Here is a 21,195-nt window from a genome sequence, read left to right as displayed (position 1 = left end):
TACGCCCTGCTCGCAAGGTGAGTCGCTCATGCCGCCGTCGATGTCCCCCCTCGAGACGATCCGCCAAAATCTGATGTCGGGCGGGCGCCTGCCGGCGATGGTCGCCGCCCCCATCGCGCTCGGCGTGTCGCTCGCCGCGAACGCGGCGCCGATGGACACGCTGAGCACGGTCCAGAACCAGACCTTCTACCCGACCGCCGGCAACATCCTCATCACCAGCACCGGCGGTGTGGTCGACAGCGGCACCGGCAACCAGTACACCGACCTGACGACCGGCGTGTGGGTCCAGTCGCCCGGCGGATGGACCCTGACCAACCAAGGCACGATCAAGATTTCGGTCGACACCAACTTCTATCAGGCCGACGGCATCTACGGTCAGACCTACGGCACCATCATCAATTCCGGGTTGATCTCGGTGCCGAGGACTTACCATGGCATCCTTCTGGCGAACTCGGCGGGCTCGCTGAAGTCGGTCATCGAGAACACCGGAACGATCATCGGCAATTGGGCCGCCATCGAATCCGCCCACGCGCTCACCCTCACCAACGGGTCCCCATCCAACGGCGCCGCGCTGATCAAGAACGTGCGGCCGGCGACGGCATCCATGCAGACGGATTACGCGGCGGTCATGGTCGCCGCCCTGCTCACGCCGTCCAACATCACCAACCACGGCACGATCATCGGCACCGGCGACGCGCTGTCCGTCACCGGCGTGTCGACCATCGTCAACCACGGCACCATCGCCGCCGGAAGCGGTTTCAGCGCGATCAAGACATTTGGGATCGGGGCGGGCAGCTTCATCAACCTGAAGGACGGCAGCGTGCTGGTCGGCGGTGTCCAGGCCGGGGGACAAAACCAAGTCCTTCTTCTGGAGGGCGGCGGCACCCTGTCCGGGCCGATCTCCGGTCTGACCACCCTCAACGTCAACGGAACGGAGTGGACGCTGGGCGGCGTGAGCACCGCCACCACCACGAACCTTCAGGCCGGCACGCTGCGCGTCAACGGCTCCCTCACCACCGGGCTGCAACTCACCAGCGGCACGACGCTGACGGGCACCGGAACGGTCGTCGGCAACGTGACCAGCCCGTCCGGCACGACCGTGACGCCCGGCGGCTCCGGCGCGCCCGGCACCCTGACGGTCTCCGGCAACTACACGCAGCAGAGCGGCAGCACGCTGGCGATCCGGACGACCTCCTCCGCGGCCAGCAAGCTGGCCGTCACCGGCACCGCCACGATCGGCGGCGACCTGTCCGTCACCTCCACCGGCAGCGGCTACGGCGACAGCACGACCTACACCATCGTGACCGCAACGGGTGGTGTGTCCGGCGCCTTCACCGCGATCATCGGCAGCGACGCGACGCTGACCCCGACGGCCACCTTCGACACGGCGAACAACCGGATTCAGCTCACCCTGACCAAGGTGACGCCACAGCCCGAACCGGAGCCCGAGCCCGAACCGGAGCCCGAGCCCAATCCGAACCCGAATCCCAACCCCGATCCCGGCCCGACGCCGAACCCCGATCCCACACCCACTCCGACGCCCACTCCGACGCCGACGCCTCCGACGACCGGCGTGATCGACACCAGCCGCCCCAGCTTCACCAACAGCGACGGAGCGGTCCAGGGCAGCTCGGTCACCTTCGACGGCGGCACGCTGCGCCCGGCGTCGCCGCTGACCGTCGGCCAGTCGGTCACCGTGACCAGCCGCGGTGGCACCATCACGCCGGACGGCAGCACCGTCACCCTGGCGGGCGCCGTCGGCGGCAGCGGCGCGCTGGCCGCCTCCGGCCCCGGCACGGTGGTCGTCTCCGGCCAGCTCGCCAACGCCGGCGGCCTGTCGGTCGGAGACGGCGCGGCGCTGACCATCGCCAAGAGCGGCGTGGTCGCGGGGGGCACGCTGGCCCTGAACAATGGCGGCAGCGCCACGGTCGGCGGCGTCGTGGCCGTCCCGGTGACGGTGGCCCGAGGCGGCGCCATGACCGTCGTCGAGGGCGGCGGCGTCGGCGGCACGCTGGCGGTGGAGGGCGGCACCCTGACCGTCGCCGCCTATGGCGCGGTCAACGGCGCGGTCACCGTGACCTCCGGCGGCAGCGCCACCTTGGCCGGCGCCGTCATGGCCCCGGTCACGGTGAACGACGGCACCGTCACCGTGGCCGCCACCGGCATCACCGGCGCGGTCAACGTGGGGAATGGCGGTTCGGCGACCGTGAACGGCGTGGTCTCCGGCTCGCTGACCACCAGCGCCGGCTCGACCTTCAGCGGCGGCGGCACCGTCCGCGGCCCGGCCACGCTGGCCGGCACCGTTTCGCCGGGCAACTCGCCCGGCGTGCTGACCTTCCAGTCCGCGGTGACTCTGACCGGCACCAGCGTCCTGAATGCCGAAATCGACGGCCCGACCGCCGGCTTCGGCGCCGGCCACCATGACCAGATCCGGGTGCAGGGGGCGTCCTTCACCGCCGCCGGCACGCTGGCTCCGGTGCTGCGCGGCATCAGCGGCGATGCGACCAACGCCTACACCGCCACGCTGGGGCAGAGCTTCACCATCGTCCAGGCGGACGGCGGCGTGACCGGCGGCTTCGCCGCGGTGACGCAGCCGGCGGCGGGGCTGGAGGCCGGCACCCGCTTCGACACGCTGTACGACGCCACCACCGTCCGGCTGGTGGTCACGCCGACCAACTACGCGGTCCGCGGCGGCACGCGCAACCAGCGGGCCGCCGGCGCGGCGGTGGACGCGCTGCGTCCCGCCGCCGGGGCGCGGCTGGAGGGGGTCGCCGCCCCGCTGTTCAGCGGCCTCTACGGCCTGCCGGGCAGCGGCATCGCCGGGGCGCTCGACCAGCTCTCGGGCAAGCTGCACGCCGACACGCTGGCCGCCGATCGCACCAACCGCCGCCTGTTCGGCAGCGCGGTGGAGAGCCGCCTGTCGGCCCTGCGCGGCGGCGAGGCCTCCTCCTCCGGCGTCCGGCTGGCCGGTGGCGGCAACGGCACGCTCGCCGTTGGTGAAACGGGCGAGGCCCGCGGTTCGGGCGGCGTGTGGGGCCAACCGCTGGCGGCTTACAGCCGGACCGGTTCGGACGGCAACGCCGCCGGCACCACCGAGCGGATCGGCGGTTTCCTGCTGGGCGCCGACCACAGCTACGAGAACGGCGTGAGCGGCGGCGTGGCGCTCGGCTATCTGCGCAATCGCGTCACCTCGCGCGACGGGCTGGGCAAGGCCGACGTGGACAGCTACCAGGCGACGCTCTACGGCTCCTGGAACCTGCGCGGCACGGCGGACAGCCCCTTTGTCGAGGGGGCGATCGGCTACGGCTACGCCAATTACGACGCCTCGCGCGGCATCGCCTTCGGCACGCTGGGCCAGGGCGCCAGTGGCAGCGCCGACGGTCACGATTTCTCCGTCGAGATCGCCGCCGGTCACCGCATGGCCTTCGCCGGGTCGGACAGCGCCTGGATCGAGCCGCGGGCCGGCCTGCGCTTCGACCGGATCACCCGCGAGGCCTTCCGCGAGTCCGGCGACGGCGTGGCGCTGGACGTCGAGGCGGCGGGCTGGACCGGTCTGCGCAGCGCGGTCGGCGTGAGCGCCGGCACCAGCGTGGCGGTGGGCGGCTGGCGCCTGCTGCCCAACGCCGCCCTGGCGTGGGAGCATGACTTCGCCGACACCACGGCCTCCACCACCAACCGGCTGGGGGGTGTGGCGTTCACCGCCGACGCCAGCAAGCCGGGCCGCGACGCCCTGGTGATCGGCGCCGGGCTGGGCGTGGCTCTGGACGACCGCCTGACCGCCACCATCGGCGTTCAGGACGCGATCCGCGCCCGCGAGAACACGGTATCGGCGACCGCCGGCCTGAAGTGGAAGCTGTGAGGACCAGGACGGCGATGCGCAAGGCCATCATCACGGGGGCGCTGGCGGCGCTCCCCCTCTTCCTCGCGGGCGGGGTGCCCGCCGGTGCGGTGGAGCCGGGCAAGACCTTCGGCGACTGGCAGACCGAATGCGAGACGCCCCCCGACGGCAAGCCGCGCTGCTTCCTGTCGCAGACCCGCGTGACGGAGAACAAGGAGGCGAAGCAGGCGACCCGCATCCTCAAGGTGTCGGTCGGCTATTTCGCTCCGGACGGCAAGGGGGTGATGGTGGTGATCCTGCCGCTGGGCGTCGACCTGCGCGCCGGGGCGGCGCTGACCATCGACGATGGCAAGCCGCTGCCGCTGACCTACCAGCAGTGCATCCAGGACGGCTGCCTCGCCAACGCCCCGATGGACGAGGCGACCCTGACCGCGCTGCGCCGCTCCAAGGGGGCGCAGATCGTCGTCCGCCCCTATGGCGGGACGCAGGCGGTGGCCTTCCCGATCTCCACCAAGGGGATCACCGACGGGCTGGCCGCTCTGAAGCCTTGAGCGTGTTGCCGGTCACCGCGGCGACGGCGCCGTGAATGGCCTCATCCCATTGTCCGGGGGCCCACCGTCCGGGCGCCGGCTGCCGGTGCAGCGTGACGGTGGGATACCAGGGCGTGCCGCCGCTGCCCAGCAGCCAGCGCCAATCCGGCGCGTAGGGCAGCAGCACCGCGGTCGGGCGCCCCATCGCCCCGGCCAGATGGGCGACCGCCGTGTCCACGCAAACCACATGGTCGAGCTGCGCCAGCACCGCCATGGTGTCGGCGAAACTCTCCAGTTCCGGCCCCAGATCGACTAAGGGTGCCGCGCCGTAGTAGCGGGCGGCCTCGGCCTGCGCCGGCCCCTTTTGGAGTGACACCAGCGCGGTCTTCTCCAGCGTGAAGAACGGTGCCAGCCGCGCGAGTGGCAGGGAGCGGTTGCGGTCGTTGCCATGGGTCGGGCGCCCCGCCCAGACCAGCCCGACGCGGCGGTAGCCGCGGGGGAGCAGCCCGTCCAGGCGCTCCCTCCAGCGCTCCACCCGCTCCGGCTCGGCCCGCAGGCCGGGGAGCGGCGCCGGTATCGTGTCCGGCCTCGTGCCGAACAGCCCCGGCAGGCCGGACAGCGCGGCGTGGGCAGCGAAGGGAGGCGCCTCCTCCCAGTCGGTGACCGTCCGGTATCCGCCGGGAAGGGATCGGATCACCGGTTGCATGTCCGGGCTGCAAGCGACCACGAGATTGGGGCAGAGCGCCGCCGCCATCGGCAGGTAACGGGCGAACTGGATGGTGTCGCCGAAGCCCTGGTCGGCGATCAGCAGCAAGGTGCCGCCGGGCAAGGGGCGACCGTCCCAGGACCTTGCAGCGGTGTGCCCATGCCGCTCCAGGACGGCGGGCGGAATCAGCGGCGGCACGCCGGGAAGGCGCCAGCGCCATTCATATTCGCGCCACCCCTCCTCCCACTGTCCGGAGAGCAGAAGCCCCTCGGCCAGTTCGAAATGCGGACCCGGCGCGTCCGGGGCGAGCCGGATGGCGCGGCGCTCGCACGATATGGCCGCCGCGATCTCCAGCCGGTCGTAGAGCGCCACACCCAGATTGTACCAGCCCGCCGCGTCGTCAGGGTCGAGCGCGACGGCGCGGCGGCCATGGGCGGCGGCCTCGTCCAGCCGGCCTTCGCGGCGGCGGATTTCGCAGAGGTCGCTGTCGGACGGCGTCATCGTCATGGCTGCGGTTACAGACTGTAGCCCAGCCCGAGAATGACCGGCTCCAGGATCGGGATCGCCGGCTTCAGATGAGTCCTGTAGGCGCGGTGGCGGTCGATGGAGCGGCTGTAGAGCTTTTCCGCAACCTGGGCGTGGCTGGGCGTGCGGGCATGGCGCCGATTCTCCTCGAAGCGCAGGCAGCGCCGGTCGAAGCCCAGCCCGAGGAAACCCAGCAGGCGCCGCACCGCCGGTTCCGGCTCCCGCACCAGATCCTCGTAGCGCAGCGGCAGGTAGCGCAGCGGCATCTCCCGCCGGTAATGCTCCACCAGATCGAACACCAGAAGGACGTGGCGCGCCGCCGTCTCGACGGCGTTGGCGCAATGGAAGCCGTGGGTCAGGTTGGTGCCCATCATCGACAACACCACGTCCAACGGGTGGCGCAGCAGATGAACCACCGGTGCCGAGGGAAACATCAGCGCGATCAGGCCGAGATGCGTCTCGTTGAAGGGCATCTTGTCGGTGAACAGCGTGTGGCCCGGCTTGGCCGGAACCAACTTGCGGGCGTGGCGCAGGTAGGCGTCGCGCAACCGCTCCAGCCCGTCGCGCTGATCGCCCATCCAAAGCTCCGACAGCGCTTCGGGATAGCCGAGCGGGCTTCCCAGCGTCTGCGGCAAGGCCCGCACCACCGCGCCGAGCGAGGGCAGCTCGTCCCCTGCGGCGATGGCGGGATGGCAGGACAGGATCTGCTCGACCAGCGTGGTGCCGGAGCGCGGGGCGCCGGCGATGAAGACCGGCTGCGGCCCGGCGGCGGGCGCGGCGGGCCGCGGCATCAGGCGCAGGCGCGGCGCCACGAAGAAGGTGGCGAGGCGCGCGATCAGCTCCACTGCCTCCTCCTCGCCGTAGCGGCGTCCGGCCTGCCGCAGCAGGGCCTTGCCAGCGGCGAAGGCGGCGAAGGCCTCGTCGTGGCGGCCCAGCCGGTCGAGGATGCGCCCTGTCTCCAGTAGCGCGTCAGGGTCGGTGCCGCCATGGCGGGCGGCCGAGGCGTCCAGAACGGCCAGCGCCCGCTCTCCGCTTCCCTGCCGGGCCAGCAGGGCCGCCGCGAAGGTGTCGGCGCCACGGTGACCGGGGTCGAGACGCCGGGCGCGGTCCACCAGCCGTTGCGCGGCGGGAAGATCGCGGGCGGCGTCCTCGGTCTGCGCCCAGCCGTGCCAGGTCAGGGCGATGGACGGGTGCAGCGCCGCGGCCCGCCGGTAGGTCCGCCGCGCCTCCTCCAGCCGGCCCTGCCGGGTCAGGCTCCAGGCGAGGTTGGCGACCGTCGCGGCGTCCGGCGGCGCCAGGGCCAGCGCCCGGCGGTAATGGAACTCGGCGGCCTGGGGCCGGTGGGTGTCGGCCAGCACCAGCGCCATCAGCGTGTGGGAGCGCGCGTCCTCCGGCGCCAGACGGACCGCGTTGCGGGCATAAGGCTCGGCGTCGGCCGCGCGGCCGGCTTGGAACAGCAGCCCGGCCAGTTCCTGCGTCGTCGCGAGATCGTCGGGGGCGGCCCGCAACCGCCGCTCCAGCGCCGCAACGTCAGGGGCGCCGCTCGGAAGGTCGTCGGGCGTGGTCGGCATGACAGGCGGGTCCCATGGCGGCTGAACGCCCGCATGGGCGCGTGATGCGGCGCCAGATTAATGAAGGGTATGGGTGGCGGCAAGGAATCCCCTCTCCCGTCCCGGGAGAGGGAAGGGGCCCGCGCGAAGCGTGGGAAGGGTGAGGGTGCCGTCAAGAATCCGTGCCCTGATCCTCGCACGACCCTCACCCGGCCCTGCGGGCCACCCTCTCCCGGGGCGGGAGAGGGGATTTGACGCCGCCGCGGATGCCCCTACCGTCCCGCCCAGACCGGACGGCGCTTCTCCAGGAAGGCCGCGATGCCCTCCTGATAGTCGGCGGAGAGGTAGCAAAGGCGCAGCAGGTCGGCGTCGCCGTCCGCCGGCAACCCATGGTCCCGCCAGCGGCGCAGCGCCTCGCGCGTCGTCCACAAGGTCAGCGGAGCGAGGCTCGCCAGTTCCTCGGCCAACTCCTGGGTTCGCTCGGCGAAGTCGTCGTCCGGCACGACGCCGCGCAGGGCGCCGGCGCCCGACAGCTCGTCGGCGGTCAGCAGGCGGGCGCTGAAGATCATCTCCTTGGTCCGCGCGGTGCCGAGAATGGCGGCCAGCCGGGCGAGGTTCTTGATGCTCAGGCAGTTGCCGACCGTGCGGGCGATGGGGAAGCCGAAGCGCACCGACGGCGAGGCGATGCGCACGTCGCAGCAGGCGGCGAGCAGAGCCCCCTCCCCCACGCAGGCGCCGGCCAGGGCGGCGATGGTGGGAACGCGCACCGCCTCCAGCGCCATCGCCGCGGTTTCCGCGCGGTCCTCCAGGATCGTGTAGTCCTCCGGCGTCTTGACGCTCTGCAGGCAGGACAGGTCGGCGCCGGCCATGAAAGCGGGCTTGTCGCCGGCGGCACCGGTCAGCACCAGGGCCTTCACCGCCGGGTCGGCATCGACCTCCCGGCAGATTTCGATCAGCCGGTCCTCCATCCAGGGGGTGATGGCGTTGCGCGCCTTGGGCCGGTTGAAGATCACCCACTGGACGGCGCCGCGCCGCTCGGTCAGGATTTCGGGCAAGGCTTCGGCCTCGCCGGTCGTGGCGATGGTCATCGTTCGGAACTCTCTTGGATTGGACTGGCGGATTAAGCCGCCGGCCCGAGGATCTGGCAGGAGCCGATGGGAAGAAGCGCCGTCACCACGCTGCCCGGAGCGAAGCTCTGCGCGGGCGGAATGAAGGCGCGCAGCGTCCGCCCGCCCCCCAGATCCACCAGCACGTCGCGATATTCGCCCAGATAGGCGGAGCGCTGGACCGTGCCGGACAGCACGTTGCAGCCCTCGGCGGGCAACCCCGTCTCCTCGGCGCCGAACAGCCGGACCTGGGAGGGCCGCACGCACAGCGACACCGTCCCGCCATGCGCCGCCCCGCTGCGGTCAGGGGCGGTCAGCACATGGCCGCCGACGCGGATGGCGCCGTTGCCCTCGCTGGTCCCGGCCAGCTCGTTGTTGGCGCCGATGAAGGTGGCGACGAAGGCGTTGGACGGCCGCTCGAAGATGTCCTCCGGCGAGCCGAGCTGCTGGAGATGGCCCGACTTCATGACGGCGATGCGGTCGGCGGTGACCAACGCCTCCGACTGGTCGTGGGTGACGTAGACGGTGGTCAGCCCCAGCAGGTCGTGGACCTGCCGGATCTCGAACCGCATCTCCTCGCGCAGATGGGCGTCGAGGTTGGACAGCGGCTCGTCGAGCAGGAGAATGCGCGGCTCCACCGCCAGCGCGCGGGCCAGCGCCACGCGCTGCTGCTGGCCGCCCGACAGCTCCGACGGGTAGCGGTCGCGCAGCGCCTCCAGCCGGACGGTGCGCAGCGTGCGATCCAGCCGCTCGGCGATCTCCGCCTTGGGCAGGCGGCGGATGGCGAGGCCGAAAGCCACATTCTCCGCCACCGTCTTGTGCGGCCACACCGCGTAGTTCTGGAAGACCAGGGAGATGCCGCGCTTTTCCGGCGGCAACACCCCGCGCGCCGAGGACAGCAGCACGTCGTCGGCCCAGATCTCGCCCTCCGTCGGCGCCTCGAACCCGGCGAGGAGCTGGAGCGTCGTGGACTTGCCGCAGCCCGACGGGCCGAGCAAGGCCAGCAGCGTGCCGTTGGGGACCTGCAGGTCGATGCCGTGCAGCGCGGTGTAGGCGCCGAAGGACTTGCGGAGATTCTTGATGCGGATCCCGCTCATGTGGGGAGAACTCCTTCCGCCGGGGCGGATTTACGGCCGGTTTTGCGGGACGTGCGGCGCACGGTGGTCAGGCGCGTCAGCGGACCGGCGGCGGCCACCAGCGCCAGCGTGATGAGGAGGAGAAGGACGCTCATGGCGCAGACGGCCTCGTAGTTGCCGCCGTCCTTGGCGTTGTAGATCAGGGTGGTCATCACGTTGGTCTTGGGCGTGATGAGGAAGACCGCCACCGACAGCTCGCGGATGATCGGGATGAAGACCAGGAACCAGCCCGACAGCAGCCCGCCGCCCATCAGCGGGATGGTGATGGACAGGAAGGTCCGCCCCTCCCCCGCGCCCAGGCTGCGGGCGGCGCGCTCCAGCTCCGGCCCGATGCCCTTGAGGATCGACCCGCCATGGGCGTAGGCGATGGGCAGGAAGGTCGCCGCGAAGGCCGCCACCAGCAGCAGCGGCGTGCCGTAGAGGTTCAGCGGCGCCCGCGTGTAGGCGGCGAAGAAGCCCACCGACATGACGATGCCGGGGATGATGATGGGGACGGTGGCCACCGCGCCGAACAGGCTGGCGCCGAACACCATCCGCCGCTCCACGATGTAGGCGACGACCGTGCCGAGCATCACGCACAGCGTCGCCGCGAGCGTCGAGAACAGCAGCGAGTTGACGATGGCGGTGTGCGTCTCCGAATTGCCGAACAGCGCCCACCAGTACCAGTACAGGGACAGGTTCTCCCACGACAGGCCCTGGCCCCAGGCGCGGGTCAGCGACACCAGCAGCAGCGCCGCGTAGGGCAGGAACACCGAGACCAGCGGCAGCAGCAAGGCCGCGCCGAAGGCCGGCCAGCGGGCGGCGCCCAGCGCGATCCGCCGCCCCGCCCGGCTCTTGCCGGAGATGGTGACGAACTGCTTGCGGCCCAGGATGCGGCGGCGCATCCAGAACAGCATGGCGGTGACCAGCAGCAGCGGCATGCAGTAGGCGGCGGCCAGGAAGATCTCCGGCGGGAAGAGCTGGTAGAACTCGGCCAGCTTGGTCGTCACCACCGGGATGCCGGTCGGCGTCAGCAGGAAGGCCGGAACGCCGAACAGCGTCAGCCCCTGGATGAAGGACAGGATGAAGCTGGCGATCACCGCCGGGGTGACCAGCGGGATGGTGATGCTGAGCATGGTGCGCAGCGTGCCGGAGCCCAGCGTGGCGGCGGCGTCCTCAAGCTCCACGGCCATCTCGTCGAGCGCGCTCGACACCATGGTGAAGCTGTAGGGAACGGTGTAGATGCCGCAGATGAAGATCGCACCGGTCATCGAGTAGATGTTCAGCAGCGGCCCCGCCTCCGTCCCGGCGAGCGAGCGCCACAGCGCGTTCAGCCAGCCGGAGTTGGGGGCCGCCAGCAGAATCCAGCCGGTCGCCCCGATGAAGGACGGGGTGACGAAGGCGGTCAGCGTCAGCACGCGGATGGTGCGGCGAAACGGCAGGTCGGTCCGCGACACCAGCCAGGCCAGCGGAACGCCGATGCCGACGGCGATCACCGCGGTCGCCACGGCGAGGAGCAGCGAATTGAACAGCGGCTCCAGCAGGTCCGCCGACTGGAAGATCCGCGCGTAGTTGCCGAGCGTCCAGGCGCCGGTCAGGTCGTCGTGGACGCTGTTGTTGAGAACCCAGCCGAAGGGCAGAACCACCAGCAGGAAGAGAAGAAGGGCGACGGCGCCGAAGACCAGGGTCCTGGCGAGCGGCACGCGGGCCATCGCCGGGCGCGCGGTCGCCGCGGCTGCGCTGTCTGGGCTGTCCGTTGAAATGACCCCCATAGGGTCCGCCTCCATTGTCCATCAGAACCCTCTCCCGTCCCGGGAGAGGGTGCCCGCGAAGCGGGCGGGTGAGGGTACGGCCAAGGATTGAATATGGTCCCATCGCCGGTACCCTCACCCTTCCCACGCTTCGCGTGGGCCCCTTCCCTCTCCCGGGACGGGAGAGGGAATCAGCGGTCAGCGCACCAGTTCTTTCCACTTGGCGATGCCTTCCGCGACCTCCGGGCCGAGGTCGTCGCCGGTGTTGCGGGTCCACTTCAACTGGTCCAGCGACCGCCCTTCCGCCCAGGGCACGTCCTTGCGCAGCGTCGGCCAGTAGTTCTTCTGGAGGATCATCGACACCTCCGTGGAATAGAGGAAGTTGGTGAACAGCCGGGCGGCGTTCGGGTGCGGGGCCTTCGCCAGGATGCCGGTGACGCCCAGGTTCAGGATGGCGTCGTCGGATGGCGCCACCACGTCGATGGGGTTGCCGGCGGCCTTCTGGGTCAGCGTGTAGCTGAAGGGCGCGCCGGAGCCGACGACGCGCTCACCGGCCAGGATGTCGGTCACGGTGTCGACGTTGGACTGGCCGACCTTCGGCTTCTGCTTGCCGAAGGCGCGCAGGAAGTCGTCGCCGTACTTGCGGCGAATGGCGACCACCCAGTTCGCCACGTCGCCGGAGAAGGCCGGACTGCCGGTGGTGATCTTGCCCTGCCACTGGTCCTCCAGCAGCGCCTGCCAGCTCTGCGGCGGGGACTGCACCTTGCCCGGCGCGTAGTTGATGCTGGTCAGGCTGATGGCGCCGACATGGTACATCTTGTCCGGGTCGAGGTTGCGGAAGGCGTCCGGAATGTGCACCCCGTCCACCGGCTCGAAGGGCGCCAGCGCGCCGATCTTCTTCAGCTCCGTGTAGTGCAGCAGGTTGGTGGTGCCGAGGGAGTCGCATTCATGGACGCCGCTTTGCAGTTCCATGCGCAGCCGGGTGTAGACGGTCTGCGAGGCCTGGCGGAGCAGGTTGACCTCGATGCCCGGATACTTGGCCTTGAAGGCGTCGCGGATCGCCTCCATCGTCTGCTGCTCGTAGGAGCCCCAATAGAGGGTCAGGGCGCCCTCCTTCCTGGCGGCGGCATAGAGCGGGTCGTCCGCCGCCGCGGCGATGCGCGAGAAGGCGGTGCCGGCCAGCCCGCCGGTCACCAGAGCGGTGCCGACGAGTCCGCCGGTCTGGAGAAGGCGGCGGCGCGAGAATTCCATCATGTTGCCAATCCCTGTCTTGTTGTTGCAGTCCCGCCGTTTCGGCGTCGTTCTTCGTTCTTGCATGGAAATCAGTAGTCGCCGGTGGTCGCCCCACCGTCGGCGACGATGGTCTGGCCGGTGACGTAGGCCGCGTCGTCGGACGCCAGGAAGGCGACGACGGCGGCGATCTCCGCCGGCTTGCCCAGGCGCCCGATGGGCGTCTTCTCCAGCCATTGCGCACGCACCGCGTCGGGCACGCCCTCGACGATGGCGGTTTCCACGACGCCGGGAGCGACGGCGTTGACCAGGATGCCGCGCCGTGCCCCTTCCAGGGCGGCGGTGCGGGTCAGCCCGACCACCCCGGCCTTGGAGGCGGAGTAGTTGGCCTGCCCGAAGGTCCCCAGGATCGCCGTGGAGGCGATGTTGACGATGCGCCCCCAGCCGCGGTCGCCGACCAGCCGGAAGGCCGTCTGGCAGCCCAGCCACGTGCCGCGCAGGTTCACGTCGATGACGGCGCTCCATTCCGCGTCGGTCATCTTGGGCAGCGAGCGATCGCGGACGATGCCGGCGACATTGACCATGATGTCCACGCCCCGGAAGGCCTCGGGCAGGCCGGTCACGGCGCCGCCCCAGCTTTCCCGGTCGGCGACGTTCAGCGCGGTGGCGTGGGCCTGAGCCCCCTCGGCGCGCAGCGCGGCGGCGACGGTCTCGGCGGCCTCGGCCCCGATGTCGGCGACGACGACCGCCGCCCCTTCCGCGGCCAGCCGCTCGCAGACGGCGCGGCCGATGCCGCCGCCGCCGCCGGTGACGAAGGCGACACGGCCGGCGAGACGGTTGGAGTGAGCAACAGCGGTGGTCATGCCTGCGCCTCCTTGCGGGCGATGGAGAGCACGTCCTCGCCCTCCTGCACGGTCTCGCCGCGCTGGTTCTTCACGGTGATGGCGACGCGGACGATGCCGCGGTCGGGCTTGGAGGCGCTGGGGCGGACCTCCGCCACCTCCGCCTCGTAATGCACGGTATCGCCGGCGAAGACCGGGCCGACGAAGCGGCGGCGCGTCTCCAGGAAGGCGAGGATCGCCCAGTCGTCGATGGCGGAGCGCAGCCCGGTGCTGAGCGAGTGGGTCAGCATGCCGTGGGCGATGGTCCGCCCGAAGCCATTGGCCTTGGCGGCCTCGGCGTCCATGTGCAGCGGGTTGAAGTCGCCGGTCAGCCCGGCGAACCAGACGATGTGCGCCTCGGTGACGGTGACGCGCGAGGAGCGCATCCGGTCGCCCGGCGTGATGTCGTCGAGATGGATGGCGGTCATTCTAGGGCACCCTCAGTCGGGAGTCCGCGGGCGGAACACGGGAAGGCTGGTCGCATCGTCGAGCTGGTGGAAGGCCACGGCGAGCGGCAGCCCGGCCCGCAGGTCGGCCTCCGCCACCCCCTCGACGCGGGAGAAGACGGTGACGCCCTCCTCCAGCCGGATCAGGGCGCAGACGTAGGGATCGCCGCGCTGGTTGCCGCGATGGACGACCGAATAGGTCAGCAGTTCGCCGCGCCCGCTGGCCTCGACCCACTCCGGGCGGGCGTGCGGAGCGTGGATGGAATGGGCGCGCGGGTACCACTGGAACCGCCCAGTCTCCGGGCAGCGCTGGATCAGGAAGCGCCCCTCGCGCGCAGCCTCCCAGAAGGGGGCGGAGGTCTCGTCCTGGACGGGCGGGATGGTCATGGCAGTCATCAGGCACCTTACCGGGCAAGGATGGCGGTGGCGGCGGAGCAGAAGGTGCCGCCCAGCCCATGGGCCAGAGCGAGGCGGGCGTCGGGCACCTGGACGCCCGGCCCCTCGCCGCGCAGCTGGCGGACGCTCTCGATCAAGGTGAAGATGCCGCGCTTGCCGGGATGGTTGGACGACAGGCCGCCGCCGTCGGTGTTGGTCGGCAAGCTGCCGCCCAGCGTCAGGTTGCCGTCCGCGACGAAGGCGCCGCTCTCGCCCCGCCCGCAGAAGCCCAGATCCTCCAGCGCCAGCATCGGCGTGATGGTGAAGGCGTCGTAGATCTGCGCCACGTCGATCTCGCCGGGGGTCACCCCGGCCATGGCGAAGGCGCGCGGGCCGGACAGCGCCGCCGGGGTGGTCAGGTCGTCGGGAATCTGGCTGTTCTGGGTGCGCGCCACGGCGGCCCCGTAACCGACCAGATGGACCGGCGGCTTCTTCAGGTCGCGCGCCCGCTCCCGGCTGGTCATCACGACGGCGCCACCGCCGTCGGTCACCACGCAGCAGTCCAGCCGGTGCAGCGGCGAGGCGATCATCGGCGAGGCCAGCACGTCGTCCACCGTGATCGGCTTGCGCAGCCGGGCGTTGGGGTTCTGCGCGGCGTGCTCGCGGAAGGTCACGGCCACCTGGGCAAGCTGTTCCGGCGTGGTGCCGTAGAGGTCCATATGGCGACGGGCGAACAGGCCGTAGGTCGAAATCAGCGTCGGCGCGTAGGGGATCTCGTACTGGCCGGGGCCGGCGGGGAAGACGAAGGGGTCGAAGGAGGGGCTGCTCAGTGGCCACCAGCGCGGGCAGGCGGCGTAGCTGATGACCACCACCTCGGCCAGCCCGGTGGCGATGGCCGCCGCCGCCTGCCCGGCCTGGAGGATGTAGGAGCAGCCGCCGACGTCGGTGCTGTTCACGTAGGTCGGCGCGATCCCGATGTATTCGGCCAGTTCGACCACATCCATGGTGCTGCCGCCCTCGGCCCAGTCGCCGGAGGCCGCGCACAGCCCGTCCACGTCTTTCAGCGTCAGCCCGGCGTCGTCGAGCGCGCCGAGGATGCACTCCATCTGAAGGGCGAAGGGATGGACGCGCGGCGCATCCCGGCGGGGCGATTCAAAAACGCCGGCGATGGCCGCCTTTCCCGAAAGATCGATCACGCGCGGGTTGTCCTTTCCTGGTTGTGGAAGGCCGCGCATCGCTGCCGCGACGCGCGCCGAGCGGCTTCATTGGACAGGCGATGAGAGTAAAGAGGCCGCCAGCCTCGGAAATCATGAAGACTATCCGGTGGCCGGCAGAGATTTCGATCAGGCCGATCCGCTCCCGGCAAGATCAAGACTACCGGACACAGTTCGTGTCACAAGCAGAAAAAACGATGCGGTCCGGTGCACGGAACGCACCAATGCTGCCCCCAACGAATCCGCGGAACGGTGCCTTCCATGCACCGGATTGGGCCAAACTAAGCGATTGTTTTCCGGGCGCGGTGGCGCAAGCCTTTGGGTGTCGCATTCCCGCCGCCGCCCTGGACTGGACCGGTTTCCAGCCGGGCGCGCGGCCCCGCCCGGACCGCCTGCGCGGCGCCCGGCCATCCGAAGGATCATGCATGCTCAACACCGATACGCAACGCCGCGAAGGCCCCTTGGCCGGCGTGCGCGTGGTCGATCTCACGCACATGTTGGCCGGCCCCTACAGCACGTGGCTGCTCGGCGCGCTGGGGGCGGAGGTCATCAAGATCGAGCGTCCCGGCAAGGGCGATTTCACCCGCATCATTGCCCCCTTCAGCGACGAGGAAAGCATTTACTTCCTCAGCGTCAACCGCAACAAGCGGAGTCTGACGCTCAACTTGAAGGAGGAAAAGGGGAAGGAGATTTTCAAGAAAATCGTCGCCACCTGCGACGTGCTGGTGGAGAACAACCGGGCCGGGGCGATGGACCGGCTGGGGCTGGGCTACAACGATCTGAAGGCGGTCAATCCGCGGCTGGTCTACGCCTCGATCTCCGGTTTCGGGCAGGACGGCCCCTACCGCCACCGGCCCTGCTTCGACGTGGTGGCCCAGGCGATGTCCGGGATGATGAGCATCACCGGCGAGCCGGGCGGCGATCCCTGCCGGGTCGGCGCGTCGATCGGCGACATCGGGTCCAGCCTGTTCGCCGCCGTCGGCATCCTCGCCGCCCTGCAGAAGCGGGCGAGCAGCGGCGAGGGCAGCTTCATCGACGTGGCGATGCTGGATTGCCAGCTCGCCCTGATGGAGAACGCCATCGCCCGTTTCCTGAACGCCGGGGAGACGCCGCGGGCGCTGGGCAGCCGCCACCCGCTGATCGCCCCCTTCCAGGCCTTCCCCACCGCCGACAAGCCGATCGCCATCTGCGTCGACACCAACGAGCAGTGGGACCGGATGTGCCGCGCCATGGGGCTGGAGCATCTGCTGTTCGACCCGCGCTTCCCCACAGGCTCGGCCCGCAACGCCAACCACGCGGAGCTGGAGCCGCTGCTCCGCGAGGTCTTCCTCACCCGTGGGCGCGACGCGTGGCTGGACGCTATGGAGGACGCCGACGTGCCGGCCAGCCCGATCAACAGCGTGCCGGACGCGCTGAACGATCCCCAGGTGGTCCACCGCAAGATGGTTGTGGAGGTGCCGGAGGGCTCCGGCAAGCGCTTCGCCGCCGTGCCGATCACCATGCCGGAAGCCCCCCTGCCCGCGGAGAGCCCGGCGCCGCGGCTGGGCGAGCACACCGACGCCATCCTGGCGGATCTCGGCTTCAGCCCCGACGAGATTGGCGCCTTCCGTCGCGACGCGGTGGTGTGATGGCCGGCGGCGCGGGGGGAGAACGGCGGGCGGCGGGTGGCGAAGGGGCGCGTGCGGTGCTGGCGGAAATGTTTCATACTGCCGCCGGGATCGCTCCCAGCCTCGCTCCGGCTTCCGTCCACAGCCCAAAGGTCCGCATGGCGCGCCGCCTTCCGCCCCTTCTCGCCCTCCGCGCCTTCGACATCTTCGCCCGTCAGGGCACGGTGCGGGCCGCCGCCGACGAACTGGCGGTGTCCCACACGGTGGTGTCGCGCCACATCCAGAATCTGGAGCAGGCGGTGGGGGTGAAGCTGGTGGCGAAGTCGGGGCGCGGCCTGTCCCTGACCCGCGAGGGCATCCGCTACGCCGCCCAGCTCCGCCGCGCCTTCGACCTGATCGGCGAGGCCAGCAACGAGCTGCGCAACGGCGGGATGGAGGCGGTGCACATCTGCTGCCTCGCCGGGCTGGCCTCGCGTTGCCTGCTCGCCCGCCTGCCGGAGTTGGAGGAGGCGCTGACCGGGCGGGAGGTGATCCTTCAGCCGACCTCGACCCGCCCCGACTTCAGCCGGGAGGAGGCCGACGCGGAGATCATGTATCTGGAGGACGGCGGCTCCGTCGCCGACGGGCTGCGCTCGGAGATGTTCGCGCGGCCGCGCATCCTCGCCATCGCCAGCCCGGAGTTCAAGGCGCGCTACCCCGACGTGCGCACGCCCGCTGACCTCGTCGGCCTGCCGCTGATCCACGAGCAGTCCACCGGCATGTGGGAAGCCTGGCTGGAGGAGGCCGGCATCGCCGACATCCCCCGGCTGCGCGGCCCCCGGCTGTGGCAGGCGCATCTGACCATCGAGGCCGCCCGGCTGGGGCGCGGGGTGGCGCTGGTCAGCGACCTGCTGGTGACCGAGCCGCTGGCCAACGGCGAGTTGGTGGAGATGGTCGACAGCAACGTCACCATCGGCGGCTATTACTTCATCGCCCCGGTCCACCGCTGGAACACGCCGGTCATCTCCGCCATCCGGCAATGGCTGCGCGGCGTGTTCCCGCCGGACCAGACCTCCCCCCTCTAAGGCATTTCCATGACCCAGGACCACGCCCTGCCGGCGGACATCTTGCCGTCCGACATCCTGCTGTCCGGCGTGCACACCGTCGACGAGAGCTGGATCGACCTCTACGGCCACATGAACATGGTGCGCTATGTCGCCCTGTTCGACGAGGTCGGCTACGCCCTGATGGAGCAGTGGGGACTGGGCGAGACCTACACGCGGGACGAGGGGTTCGGCCTGTTCGTCGTCGACGTGGCGGTGCATTACCGGCGGGAGCTGCGCGCCGGCACGCCCTTGCAGGTGGCCTTGCGGCTGCTCGACGCCGACGACAAGCGGCTGCTGAGCCTGCTGGAGATACGGCGGGCCGACGACGGGACGGTCGCGGCGACCATGGAACAGCTGTCGATCCACGTCGATCTGGGCACCCGCAAGGTGACGCCCTTCCCGCCCGCCCTGGCGGAGCGCCTGAGCGCCCTGGCGGCGGTTCAGTCCGCCCATCCCCTGCCGCCCCGCCACCGGCGGCGGCTGCATCTGGCGCCCAATCCCTCTCCCGCCCCGGGAGAGGGTGGCGCCGAAGGCGCCGGGTGAGGGTCGTGCGAGGATCAGGGCGCTGATTCTCGGCTTCACCCTCACCCTTCCCACGCTTCGCGTGGGCCCCTTCCCTCTCCCGGGACGGGAGAGGGGCGTCGTAGGCAACGGAACCGGTTGCCGGCCGGCGGGACCTTCACGATATGTCCGCCATGACTCATCTGCGCATCGCGTTGCGGCTGGCTTGGCGGGACCTGCGGGGCGGCGTCGCCGGACTTTGGATCGTCGTCCTGGGGGTGGCGCTGGGGACCGCCATGATGGCCGCCGTCGGCTCGCTCAGCGGCGGCGTGCTGGAGGGGATGCGGGCCACCGCGCGCGAGGCGGTCGGCGGCGATCTGTCCCTGCGCCTGTTCCACGCACCGGCCACGCCGGAGCAGAGGGCCGTCCTCGACACGATGGGCAGGGTCGGCGAGACGGCGGAGTTGCGGCCCGTCGCCTCGACGGTGACCGGCAGCGCCCGCGCCCTGATCGAGCTGAAGGCGATCGAAGAAAGCTACCCGCTGGTCGGCATGGCGACGGTGTCCGGCGCCGCGTCCCTCGCCGAGGCGCTGGCCCAGCGGGACGGGCGATGGGGAGCGGCGGTGTCCGCCGACCTCCTCGACGCGCTGGCGCTGGGCGTCGGCGACCGGCTGCGGCTTGGTGCCACCGAAGTCGCGATCCGCGCCGTTCTGGAGCATGAGCCGGACCGGGCCTTCCGCGCCTTCTCCCTCGGCCCGCGCGTCGTCATCGACCGCCGGGCATTGGACGCGACGGGCCTCGCCGAGCCGGGGATGCCCGTCTACTGGTATTATCGCCTCGTCCTGCCGGAGACGGTCCCGTCCGACACCGTCCTGCGCGATCTGGAGCGCCGTTTCCCCGACGCCGGATGGCGGATCGTCGATGCCTCGCACGGCATTCCGGGCGTGGACCGCACCGTTCACCTCGTCCGCGCGCTGTTCCTTCTCGGGTCCCTGTCCATCCTGCTGATCGGCGGCGTCGGCATCGGCCGGGCGCTGTCGGCACACCTCGCCCGACGGCTGCCGGTTCTGGCGACACTGAAGGCTGTGGGCGGATCGCCGCGCCTGCTCTTCACCGCCTTCCTGGTGCAGACGCTGGCGGTGGTCGGCCTGGCGCTGCTGATCGGCGTGGGGACCGGCGGCGCCCTGGCCGCAGCGGCGGTGCGCGCCCTGCCGCTCGACTGGATGCCGGAGACGGGCGGCGCCGTCGATCCGGCGGCCCTGCTGCTGGCGGGGGCGGTCGGGCTTCTGGCGGCGCTTCTCTGCGCCGTGCCGCCGCTGGCCCGCGCCGCCGGGACCAGCCCCGCCGCGATCTGGCGGGGGGCGGTGGATGACCGGACGCCGCCGTTGCGATGGCGGACCCGTGGCGCCGTCGCGCTGCTCGGGCTGGCGCTCGCCGGCCTTCTCGCCGCCTGGACGGGAATGCCGCTCGCGGTCGCCGGCTTCCTCCTTGTCGCCGGGCTGGTGGCGGCGGGCTTCGCCCTGTTGGGGCGGGGACTCGCCTGGGTGGCCCGCCGGCTGGCGCGCGGGCGCAAACCGGTGGTCCGGCTGGCCGTCGCCAACCTTGGGCGGCCCGGTGCACCGACCATTCCCGTGGCCGTCGCGCTGGGCATCGGCCTGACGCTGCTGGTGGCGGTCGGCGTGGTCGGACGGTCGGCGACCGGCCATGTCGCGGCCACCCTGCCGGCGCTGACGCCCTCCGTCGTCGTCCTGAACATTCCCCCGCCGGACGGCAGCCGCTTGAGCGCACGCCTCTCCGCCCTGCCCGGCGTCGGGCGAGTCGAGACGGCGCCCTTCCTGCACGCCCGGATCAGCCGCCTCAACGGCGTCGCCATCACCGAGGCGGACGTCCCGCGCTCCGTCGGCTGGGCGGTCCGCGGCGACCGTGGCCTGTCCTGGCGCGACCGCCCCGCCCCCACCGACCGGATCGTGGCCGGAAGCTGGTGGCCAGAGGGTTACGCCGGTCCGCCGCTCGCCTCGCTGGACGCGCAGGTGGCCCGCCGGCTGAGGCTGGCGGTGGGAGACAGCGTCACCCTGGCCCTGGCGAGCGGCCCGGTGACCGCGACGATCGCCAACCTCCGTCGCATCGACTGGACGCGGCTCGAGCTGGACTTTCCGGTCCTCCTGTCTCCCTTTCCCGAACCACCGCCGCACAGCCTCGTCGCCGCCGTCTGGTCCTCATCCGAGGCGGTTCCCGCGATGCAGGCGGTGGTGGCGCAGGCGATCCCGCAAGCTCCCACGATCCGCGTGGCGGAGGTGTTGGACACGCTCGGGGCGACCGTCCGGACCGTGCGCGGGCTTCTCGACGGCGTGTCCATTGTTGCCCTTGGAGCGGCGGCCGTGGTCCTTCTCGGCGCCATCGCCAACAGCGCGCGGCGGCGGCTTCAGGAGATGGCGATCCTGCACGCCCTCGGGGTCGGGCGGCGTTCGATGGTTCAGGTGGTGGTGCTGGAGTTCGCCATCCTGGGTGCCGCGGTCGCCGCGGTCGCGGTGCCGCTCGGCTGGGTCGGCGGCGCGGCGGTGGTCGCCAGCCTTGCCGAGGGCGCTCCCCTGCCTGGAGGCGCTCTTCCCCTGGCCGTCTTCCTCGGCACCGTCGCCGCGATGGCGGCGGCCGGGGCCGTGCTGGTGGCTTGGCTGCCGCGACGGAACGTGATGCGGCGGTTGCGCAGCGATGCGCTGTCCGCCTGACCCGCCGCC

At 71.3% G+C, this 21,195-nt stretch carries 16 protein-coding genes; 6 read left to right on the top strand and 10 right to left on the bottom strand.

The annotated features are described in order from the left end of the window. Positions 1-28: 28 nt before the first annotated feature. Both H0B54_RS23345 and H0B54_RS23340 read left to right on the top strand, forming a co-directional pair. A complete protein-coding gene (locus tag H0B54_RS23345) occupies positions 29-3,859 on the top strand; it encodes an autotransporter outer membrane beta-barrel domain-containing protein (protein WP_188262297.1) in 3,831 nt (1,276 codons plus the stop codon). Positions 3,860-3,873: 14 nt separating this feature from the next. Next, entirely contained in the window at positions 3,874-4,389 is a 516-nt protein-coding gene (locus H0B54_RS23340; RefSeq protein WP_188262296.1) for an invasion associated locus B family protein, read from the top strand. On the opposite strand, the gene H0B54_RS23335 is transcribed toward H0B54_RS23340, so the two are convergent. The 10 genes from H0B54_RS23335 to H0B54_RS23290 form a co-directional block, all read right to left on the bottom strand. Beyond that, complete coding sequence (locus H0B54_RS23335) at positions 4,358-5,581, bottom strand: glycosyltransferase family 9 protein (RefSeq protein ID WP_246472711.1); 1,224 nt, start codon at positions 5,579-5,581, stop codon at positions 4,358-4,360. The genes H0B54_RS23340 and H0B54_RS23335 overlap by 32 nt on opposite strands. 8 nt (positions 5,582-5,589) lie before the next feature. Next, the gene (locus H0B54_RS23330) at positions 5,590-7,170 is read right to left on the bottom strand and encodes a tetratricopeptide repeat-containing sulfotransferase family protein (RefSeq protein WP_188262295.1); all 1,581 of its coding nucleotides are present in this window, start codon (positions 7,168-7,170) and stop codon (positions 5,590-5,592) included. Between the two features lie 251 nt (positions 7,171-7,421). Next, positions 7,422-8,237 carry an enoyl-CoA hydratase gene (locus tag H0B54_RS23325; protein ID WP_211109511.1) on the bottom strand — a complete coding sequence of 272 codons (816 nt, stop codon included), beginning with the start codon at positions 8,235-8,237 and terminating at the stop codon, positions 7,422-7,424. 32 nt (positions 8,238-8,269) lie between these two features. Continuing rightward, a complete protein-coding gene (locus tag H0B54_RS23320) occupies positions 8,270-9,352 on the bottom strand; it encodes an ABC transporter ATP-binding protein (RefSeq protein WP_188262294.1) in 1,083 nt (360 codons plus the stop codon). Beyond that, positions 9,349-11,142 (bottom strand): ABC transporter permease, encoded by a 1,794-nt coding sequence (locus H0B54_RS23315; protein WP_188262293.1) that lies wholly within the window; start codon positions 11,140-11,142, stop codon positions 9,349-9,351. Before H0B54_RS23315 ends, H0B54_RS23320 begins: the two co-directional genes overlap by 4 nt. 177 nt (positions 11,143-11,319) lie before the next feature. Then, positions 11,320-12,375 (bottom strand): ABC transporter substrate-binding protein, encoded by a 1,056-nt coding sequence (locus H0B54_RS23310; protein ID WP_188262292.1) that lies wholly within the window; start codon positions 12,373-12,375, stop codon positions 11,320-11,322. Between the two features lie 68 nt (positions 12,376-12,443). Beyond that, positions 12,444-13,214, bottom strand: coding sequence for an SDR family oxidoreductase (locus tag H0B54_RS23305; protein ID WP_188262291.1), 771 nt, complete (start codon positions 13,212-13,214; stop codon positions 12,444-12,446). After that, the gene (locus tag H0B54_RS23300; RefSeq protein WP_188262290.1) at positions 13,211-13,660 is read right to left on the bottom strand and encodes a MaoC family dehydratase; all 450 of its coding nucleotides are present in this window, start codon (positions 13,658-13,660) and stop codon (positions 13,211-13,213) included. Before H0B54_RS23300 ends, H0B54_RS23305 begins: the two co-directional genes overlap by 4 nt. Before the next feature lie 12 nt (positions 13,661-13,672). Then, the gene (locus H0B54_RS23295; protein ID WP_188262289.1) at positions 13,673-14,074 is read right to left on the bottom strand and encodes a Zn-ribbon domain-containing OB-fold protein; all 402 of its coding nucleotides are present in this window, start codon (positions 14,072-14,074) and stop codon (positions 13,673-13,675) included. Positions 14,075-14,082: 8 nt separating this feature from the next. Beyond that, positions 14,083-15,249 carry an acetyl-CoA acetyltransferase gene (locus H0B54_RS23290; RefSeq protein ID WP_343069018.1) on the bottom strand — a complete coding sequence of 389 codons (1,167 nt, stop codon included), beginning with the start codon at positions 15,247-15,249 and terminating at the stop codon, positions 14,083-14,085. Between the two features lie 443 nt (positions 15,250-15,692). On the opposite strand from H0B54_RS23290, the gene H0B54_RS23285 reads away from it, so the two are divergent. The 4 genes from H0B54_RS23285 (at position 15,693) to H0B54_RS23270 (ending at position 21,186) form a co-directional block, all read left to right on the top strand. Then, a complete protein-coding gene (locus H0B54_RS23285; RefSeq protein ID WP_188262288.1) occupies positions 15,693-16,895 on the top strand; it encodes a CaiB/BaiF CoA transferase family protein in 1,203 nt (400 codons plus the stop codon). Positions 16,896-17,032: 137 nt separating this feature from the next. Next, positions 17,033-17,938, top strand: a complete 906-nt coding sequence (locus tag H0B54_RS23280; protein ID WP_183180232.1) for a LysR substrate-binding domain-containing protein — start codon at positions 17,033-17,035, stop codon at positions 17,936-17,938. 9 nt (positions 17,939-17,947) lie between these two features. Then, the gene (locus tag H0B54_RS23275) at positions 17,948-18,502 is read left to right on the top strand and encodes a thioesterase family protein (RefSeq protein WP_188262287.1); all 555 of its coding nucleotides are present in this window, start codon (positions 17,948-17,950) and stop codon (positions 18,500-18,502) included. Between the two features lie 143 nt (positions 18,503-18,645). After that, positions 18,646-21,186 (top strand): ABC transporter permease, encoded by a 2,541-nt coding sequence (locus H0B54_RS23270; protein ID WP_188262286.1) that lies wholly within the window; start codon positions 18,646-18,648, stop codon positions 21,184-21,186. Positions 21,187-21,195 lie beyond the last annotated feature (9 nt).

The organism is Azospirillum tabaci, from assembly GCF_014596085.1.
GTDB lineage: Bacteria > Pseudomonadota > Alphaproteobacteria > Azospirillales > Azospirillaceae > Azospirillum > Azospirillum tabaci.
This window is presented reverse-complemented; position numbering and strand designations above follow the sequence as displayed.

Excerpts from the sequence above, each read along its gene's own strand:
- H0B54_RS23345 (WP_188262297.1), top strand. The coding sequence starts at position 29 with ATGCCGCCGTCGATGTCCCCCCTCGAGACGATCCGCCAAAATCTGATG.
- H0B54_RS23340 (WP_188262296.1), top strand. The coding sequence starts at position 3,874 with ATGCGCAAGGCCATCATCACGGGGGCGCTGGCGGCGCTCCCCCTCTTC.
- H0B54_RS23335 (WP_246472711.1), bottom strand. The coding sequence starts at position 5,581 with ATGACGATGACGCCGTCCGACAGCGACCTCTGCGAAATCCGCCGCCGC.
- H0B54_RS23330 (WP_188262295.1), bottom strand. The coding sequence starts at position 7,170 with ATGCCGACCACGCCCGACGACCTTCCGAGCGGCGCCCCTGACGTTGCG.
- H0B54_RS23325 (WP_211109511.1), bottom strand. The coding sequence starts at position 8,237 with ATGACCATCGCCACGACCGGCGAGGCCGAAGCCTTGCCCGAAATCCTG.
- H0B54_RS23320 (WP_188262294.1), bottom strand. The coding sequence starts at position 9,352 with ATGAGCGGGATCCGCATCAAGAATCTCCGCAAGTCCTTCGGCGCCTAC.
- H0B54_RS23315 (WP_188262293.1), bottom strand. The coding sequence starts at position 11,142 with ATGGGGGTCATTTCAACGGACAGCCCAGACAGCGCAGCCGCGGCGACC.
- H0B54_RS23310 (WP_188262292.1), bottom strand. The coding sequence starts at position 12,375 with ATGATGGAATTCTCGCGCCGCCGCCTTCTCCAGACCGGCGGACTCGTC.
- H0B54_RS23305 (WP_188262291.1), bottom strand. The coding sequence starts at position 13,214 with ATGACCACCGCTGTTGCTCACTCCAACCGTCTCGCCGGCCGTGTCGCC.
- H0B54_RS23300 (WP_188262290.1), bottom strand. The coding sequence starts at position 13,660 with ATGACCGCCATCCATCTCGACGACATCACGCCGGGCGACCGGATGCGC.
- H0B54_RS23295 (WP_188262289.1), bottom strand. The coding sequence starts at position 14,074 with ATGACTGCCATGACCATCCCGCCCGTCCAGGACGAGACCTCCGCCCCC.
- H0B54_RS23285 (WP_188262288.1), top strand. The coding sequence starts at position 15,693 with ATGCTCAACACCGATACGCAACGCCGCGAAGGCCCCTTGGCCGGCGTG.
- H0B54_RS23280 (WP_183180232.1), top strand. The coding sequence starts at position 17,033 with ATGGCGCGCCGCCTTCCGCCCCTTCTCGCCCTCCGCGCCTTCGACATC.
- H0B54_RS23275 (WP_188262287.1), top strand. The coding sequence starts at position 17,948 with ATGACCCAGGACCACGCCCTGCCGGCGGACATCTTGCCGTCCGACATC.
- H0B54_RS23270 (WP_188262286.1), top strand. The coding sequence starts at position 18,646 with ATGTCCGCCATGACTCATCTGCGCATCGCGTTGCGGCTGGCTTGGCGG.